Below are 4,598 nucleotides of genomic sequence, written 5' to 3'. Positions count from 1 at the left end.
AGCTCACTGGGTTAGGTATGCCTGAAACTTGCCGTATTGACTAAGAAACGCACGATATGGGGCTGCTCTGTCTCTAAACTGAATTACGCAACAAAGCCGTTATTAAACTCACTTTTTGGTCTACTGACACGCCTTTTTACAGTAAATAAGTAAACAATATGAGTCAGCAATATATAAAAGTAGTTGAAATGCTTTGCCAAGAGCTCGGTCTAGAGGCAGCAAACACTGAAACGAATAATGTGACAAGCATTAAAGTAGGAGAGCAAGAGTGCCACATTACCGAACACCCAAGTGGACGTTTGATGATGTTAAGTAATTTAGGTGAACTCAACAAAAACAATGCTCAGGTTTTGCTTGAAATGAATATGTTTAGCCAAGATGAGAAAAAACCAGTTGTTGGCTTTGATAATAAAAGTAATAACCTCATTCTTTGGAATCATCAGCCTATCGTTCAAGCCGATCGGTACACGGTATATCAACAATTGGAATTGCTCAGCCAATACTATGAACAAATAACCTCTCTAGCTAACAATATAGAATCAAAATCTATCGACAAAGAATCACATTTTTACCCTACAACTTTTCGCGTTTAATTGTATTAACCTAATAAACTGCAGGGAGCTGAAATACTATTACAGCTAGCGGTCTGCTCTCAACTTGCTTCACACGCAAGTTGATTACAGTATTCCCTAGTCACATCGGGATGCTTGGTTCAGGAAGAGCTACTTGGTTTGAAGGCGAGGCAACAATTCTTGCTCCATTGGTACTACATCAAGAATTATTAACAAAGTATGTAAACAAAGACAACTAGCCCTTTGAGAGTGTGTCACTGAATCAGTTTCATCATCAACGTTTTGTTCAGGACTGATTTAGGAAATCCGAAAGGGACTTATCAGTACCAAGGAAGATGAATAAAGCTGCATGGAATAAAGATTACAGAGCCTCCGTTCTGTTTACATCAGATTAACAAAGTACATTCGTGCCCTTATTGAGACCATAAAAGGAATAGAATCACGCTTAAGAAGCGCGAATGCCGAAGAACTGCGTATTTTGGTAATTGCGATCTGACTGAACCTTACGTAATATATAAAAAATATCAACCAATAATAATATAAAAAACACCTGTTTAACCTATAATAACTATTAACATTTAATGAAAGGACTGTTTTTATGTCAGTACGCCAAATTGTAGATGAGGTTCTGATAGAGTTTTCTCGTCGAGTAGGCTTGCCTGAATTACATTTGACTGAAGACGAACTGGGGTTAGCTTTTGACGATAAGTTAAGAGTGCATTTAATTTTTCACTCTAAAATAGAAACACTTCAACTAGAAGTAGAGATTGTTGACCTACAAATTGTTAATTCTGATCTTTATCGTTCTTTTTTGTCATTCAACTATCACTGGTCTGAACATCAACTATTTTTTAGTCTAGATAATCACAGGCACAAGCTGTGTTTAAACAGGTTGCTTCGTGCCGAAAAACTCGACTATGAGCTGTTTGAGAGTGGACTTGCTGAACTGCTCACACAGAGCGAATCTTGGGAGTCCTTGTTGTCTGCTCATGTCGTAACAGAAGTTTCACCGTCTATGCTTCAGAGCTCAGACTTAAGAGTTTAGGTACCTTATGTCCAACGACATCAAACCAAAAATAAATGATATATATTTCAATAACTTAGAGAACAAAGGACAACCTCCCCTCGCAACGCAAGGCACCTTTCTGGGGCGAACCGTTGTACAGACTAGTCCTGGAGAGCGAGAGGCGAATCGAGCCAACTCCAAACTGGAGTTAAGTGAGTTGTTGTCGATGCATGCGAATGTGGAAATTTATAACTCAATCTTAAGCTTCGAAAAAGACCCTCATTCTGTACAAGCCTTATTGAATAGAAAAATCCAAGTGATCCGTCAGTCTCAATAAAAACGACCATAAATCGAAATCGGCCCTAGTTTTGAGCCTTGTGTAACTATCCTCAACTTGTGCGTTGTAATGACACAGAGTTAAAGCGGTACTAATAGCTGTAGCACACAATACACGCTGTTTCAGATAGTGGACACTTGTGATAGTCAAATTTTTGCTTCCCGTTTTTTTGAGCCGTGAAGCTTAGGTAGCCAAAGATTCAGCACTACTTAGACGCCTATCTTTGTAGGGGAAAGGTAATCCTCATTGTTTACATGCGTTGCCGGAGGAGAATAACTCCATCTATAAAGCCGTTTAAAAAACTTCTTACTCTCATCACCTTCTAATATTGTTTAAAATCAATGCATACATAGATATAATGACGATTTATGCCATAACTAAAGCTGTTTTACGATAAATGCGACGTTGTTGTTTAATTCAGTTAAGAAAAAGAGTTATTTTAACACACTTCTATCGATTTGACCTTCAAACTTAAATTGCAGACACCACCTTAGTTGGTGGTATCTGCGTTAGTTATTATATGTTCAGAAAATCAACTATTAGACGCTCGCCTCTCATTTGCCCTACAACACCAGACTACATAAAAATTTGCGTTTTTATATTTATTTCTACTTCAAAACTTCCGCAATATCCGCTGTACCGTTTAAGTAAATAATTGGCACTCCAAGTTTTTGGGCTAGGGGCTCAGCATGCTGCTTGAATAACTCGTACTTATCATTTTTGGATAACAACGTTTCTCCTTTCCAATCGGCTAAATCTTGGTGAGAGGCTGTTGGGGCGCTGTCGTTGAGGAAAAACCCTGCTATTTCCACCTTCTCGGTTGCCTTCTGCCCCTCGTGGAGATTTACACCTCCAGACGTACAGATAAGAATTTCATTGCGCATCCCATAGGTTTTCTTCAGGACTTCACTTGGAGTGTTGGTATGCCTTTGATGTCGCGGTAATTCCTTTTTTGCTAGTAACCCTGTACGTTCATAGTCAGGCATTGCCTCATAGCGGGTCTTTGTAGCGTTCTTATCTGAGACGTTGACAAGATCTTCAGTCCGATCAAGAAGACCAATGTTGGTTTCCGACATCAGATCGTTTGGACTAGCGGCAATAACATTTTGTTCCGGAACTTTCAGAATTACACCAACGGAGCCATAAGTGAAAGTCTTGCTCTGGTTTACGATACTAGTGCATGCTACATCCCAGGAGGTTAGCGCACTTTCTGCATCAATACTAAAAACGCCCTTCCCTTCCATCAAGTGAGTTATTGGTGCGGTGTGGACAATAAACTGAAAATCTTGTTTTGACTGGTGCCCACGCACTCCCATTTCACCACTTACTACTGTAGGATCTGTAAAACCTCCACTATCCCACGAGCGCACAAAGTTTTCCTGAACTGCTGGGTTATCGGCTTTTTGGTGTAACGCTGCGGTCAGCTTTTTAGCATCTGAGGATGAAGCTCCTTGACCATGTAATGCTTTGATGAAACCTTCTTTCATCCGGCTTATCAAGCCCCCCTTGTTCTGTCTGATTACATGCATATCTCGAATTTCGAACTGTCGTCCGTCATCAAGAGTAAAACCTCCCTTCGCTTGTTCTTTGTTCATTGCTGTCATTGCTGTCATTGCTTCATCCATACTTATCGTGATAGCAGTTTTTTCTCCTGTGGTGGGTTGTTTCAGTGTAGGTCCTGTTGGCGCGATATCCTGCAGTAGTTTAGCTTTGTCAGGCTGAACCTTTAGTTCATATGGACTCTTGGTATGAGTTGAAGTGTTTGTGACATTAGTCGTTTGAACTGGATTCAATCCAATAGGCATGAATATTTATCCTTTTATAAGCTGTTGAGAATAAGGCATGGTTACTTCATTTATCGGTTCTGATACCGAACTAAATTGAGTTCTAAGAGTACTCATAAGCACAATGAAGTTGTTCATCGTGTTCTCAAAGTCGATTTCATCGCAATCAACTAAGCTAAGCTCATGAATGAGAAGCAGTTTATTTTGATGCGTCGCTAACCAACAACGTTTCATCGTATCCTGTTGTCCGTTCAGTACCATACTGCTGCGGAGTATATACAATTCATCCTTCATAGAAATATCCGTTATCTCACCATGAAGTAGAAGCTCCTGTCCATCTTCAGAGAGTTGGACCAGGAGGGAATGAGCCTCGTCTACCCGCATATGGCACCGACGGTCAATTAGAGTTAGCTGCTCGTTGATATTTCTCAGCCAGTATTTGACATTACTTTCTCTGTCCATTTTATCCTGTTCAATTTGTCATGGTTTTACCACTTAGATTAACGTGCAACAAAAAAACGGCAATCATATGTAGCCGTTATTTTTTATGTTTCTACGGGAACAGTTTCGATGGTCTCCGTAAAATGGTCGAAAATAGCATTTTCGCCCTCAAATTACATCATCTTAATTATGTTTATCTAGTTGAATTTTGTATACTTTTTTAAAGTTTTGGTAAATGATTATAATTTGCTTAGCCAGCCAAAAGCGAGACCCAATTCCATAGGCATTGGAACGTAAATGAGTTGGTTAAGTGGTAAGATTAGCTTTGTTTCGCAATTCAGTGGAACTAAATTAAGAATCTACGACCTGAGCAGCTACCACCACTCTCTCTCGTAGCCCTATGCCTAAACCTCGTTATAAAACAACCAACTGGAAGCAAAATACAATCAATAACTCAT

The 4,598-nt window shown here is 39.6% G+C and carries 5 protein-coding genes and 1 pseudogene; 4 read left to right on the top strand and 2 right to left on the bottom strand.

Annotation, left to right across the window (positions count from 1 at the left end; genetic code table 11):
* The first annotated feature begins 158 nt into the window (after positions 1–158).
* From ACED53_RS22880 to exsE2, 4 genes and pseudogenes are all read left to right on the top strand, one after another.
* The gene (locus tag ACED53_RS22880; protein WP_017098094.1) at positions 159–593 is read left to right on the top strand and encodes a CesT family type III secretion system chaperone; all 435 of its coding nucleotides are present in this window, start codon (positions 159–161) and stop codon (positions 591–593) included.
* A 254-nt stretch (positions 594–847) separates the two neighbouring features.
* Positions 848–967: pseudogene (locus ACED53_RS22875) on the top strand (ISAs1 family transposase); the annotation flags it as partial.
* 203 nt (positions 968–1,170) lie between these two features.
* Positions 1,171–1,617 carry a type III secretion system chaperone gene (locus tag ACED53_RS22870; RefSeq protein ID WP_017098095.1) on the top strand — a complete coding sequence of 149 codons (447 nt, stop codon included), beginning with the start codon at positions 1,171–1,173 and terminating at the stop codon, positions 1,615–1,617.
* Between the two features lie 7 nt (positions 1,618–1,624).
* Complete coding sequence (exsE2, locus tag ACED53_RS22865) at positions 1,625–1,915, top strand: T3SS regulon translocated regulator ExsE2 (RefSeq protein ID WP_017101889.1); 291 nt, start codon at positions 1,625–1,627, stop codon at positions 1,913–1,915.
* 608 nt (positions 1,916–2,523) lie between these two features.
* Here the strand turns inward: exsE2 and ACED53_RS22860 are convergent.
* On the bottom strand, positions 2,524–3,720 hold the full coding sequence (locus ACED53_RS22860) for a hypothetical protein (protein WP_017098097.1): 1,197 nt from the start codon (positions 3,718–3,720) through the stop codon (positions 2,524–2,526).
* Between the two features lie 6 nt (positions 3,721–3,726).
* Complete coding sequence (locus ACED53_RS22855) at positions 3,727–4,161, bottom strand: CesT family type III secretion system chaperone (protein ID WP_017098098.1); 435 nt, start codon at positions 4,159–4,161, stop codon at positions 3,727–3,729.
* Positions 4,162–4,598: the final 437 nt, after the last annotated feature.

The organism is Vibrio sp. 1F169 (assembly GCF_041439605.1).
Taxonomy (GTDB): domain Bacteria; phylum Pseudomonadota; class Gammaproteobacteria; order Enterobacterales; family Vibrionaceae; genus Vibrio; species Vibrio tasmaniensis_A.
The sequence above is the reverse complement of the archived record's forward strand: the minus strand, read 5'-3'. Positions and strand labels throughout refer to the sequence as shown.

Coding starts and splice junctions, on each gene's coding strand:
- ACED53_RS22855 (WP_017098098.1), bottom strand. CDS start 4,161: ATGGACAGAGAAAGTAATGTCAAATACTGGCTGAGAAATATCAACGAG.
- ACED53_RS22870 (WP_017098095.1), top strand. CDS start 1,171: ATGTCAGTACGCCAAATTGTAGATGAGGTTCTGATAGAGTTTTCTCGT.
- ACED53_RS22860 (WP_017098097.1), bottom strand. CDS start 3,720: ATGCCTATTGGATTGAATCCAGTTCAAACGACTAATGTCACAAACACT.
- ACED53_RS22880 (WP_017098094.1), top strand. CDS start 159: ATGAGTCAGCAATATATAAAAGTAGTTGAAATGCTTTGCCAAGAGCTC.
- exsE2 (WP_017101889.1), top strand. CDS start 1,625: ATGTCCAACGACATCAAACCAAAAATAAATGATATATATTTCAATAAC.